At 41.3% G+C, this 955-nt stretch carries 1 protein-coding gene and 1 pseudogene; both read left to right on the forward strand.

The window, feature by feature from the left end:
* Window positions 1-128 precede the first annotated feature (128 nt).
* A complete protein-coding gene (gene yfbV / locus BCT81_RS19555; RefSeq protein ID WP_008220246.1) occupies window positions 129-581 on the forward strand; it encodes a terminus macrodomain insulation protein YfbV in 453 nt (150 codons plus the stop codon).
* Window positions 582-851: 270 nt separating this feature from the next.
* A pseudogene (locus BCT81_RS29815) lies at window positions 852-955 on the forward strand (ABC transporter substrate-binding protein); the annotation flags it as partial.

Consider the following 955-nt stretch of genomic DNA (forward strand, 5'->3'; position numbering starts at 1 on the left):
AGATTGAGGTCTGCAAATAATAGCGATATTGTGCAAATATAACAAAAAAATTTGAAAGAATATTATTTTTCATCAAATTTTTGTGTTTTTAGTTGATGATTTCAACTTTTTTTTAATGGGAGACTCATATGAGCAATAGAGTTGGTTTAGCTGGCAGTTTAAAAGATGGCCAAAAGTACATGGATCTCTGGCCTGTTCGAAAAGAGTTAAACGCTATTTTCCCAGAGCAACGCATCATTAAAGCGACGCGCTTTGGTGTTAAGGTGATGCCTGCGATCGCTGCTATCAGTGTTCTTACGCAAATGGTTTTCAATAATTACCAAGCAATGCCACAAGCTGTGGTCATGGCTTTGTTCGCTATTAGCTTGCCACTTCAAGGCATGTGGTGGTTAGGTAACCGCTCAAACACGCAGCTTCCGCCGGCTTTGGTGTCTTGGTACCGTGAGCTGCACGAAAAGATCACCGAAACAGGTTTTGCATTAGAGCCAATGAAGGCGCGTCCTCGTTATAAAGAGCTCGCTATTATCCTTAATCGCGCTTTCCGACAGTTAGACAAGTCGGCAATGGAGCGCTGGTTCTAAAAACACCTTACACCTCCCTATAGGCCTGAGAGTAACGATATTCCACTCACTCGGTTGCTCTCAGCTCTAACCCTTGTATATCTTACTCATCCCGTTTCTTATCTTATCCCAGAGCAAACCTAGCTTTTCTCGCATAATTCGAGCTTTGTTGTGTTTTTGTTAAATATCACTTCAACTTATCAATTGTTACTGGTAATACTATCAATAGTGATTTGATGTTGTTCTCTTTGAACGAGCAATAACAATGGAAGCTTGATTCAGGGAGTGTTAATGGGTGCAGTAAATAAAGTATTAACGGCAGTGCTGAGTTATTCACTGTTGCTTTGGGCTGGCAGTGCGATGGCAAATATCGCGAAAGTGTCGGTTTCACAAGT

Source organism: Vibrio sp. 10N.261.52.A1 (assembly GCF_002876325.1).
Classification (GTDB): Bacteria; Pseudomonadota; Gammaproteobacteria; order Enterobacterales; family Vibrionaceae; genus Vibrio; species Vibrio chagasii.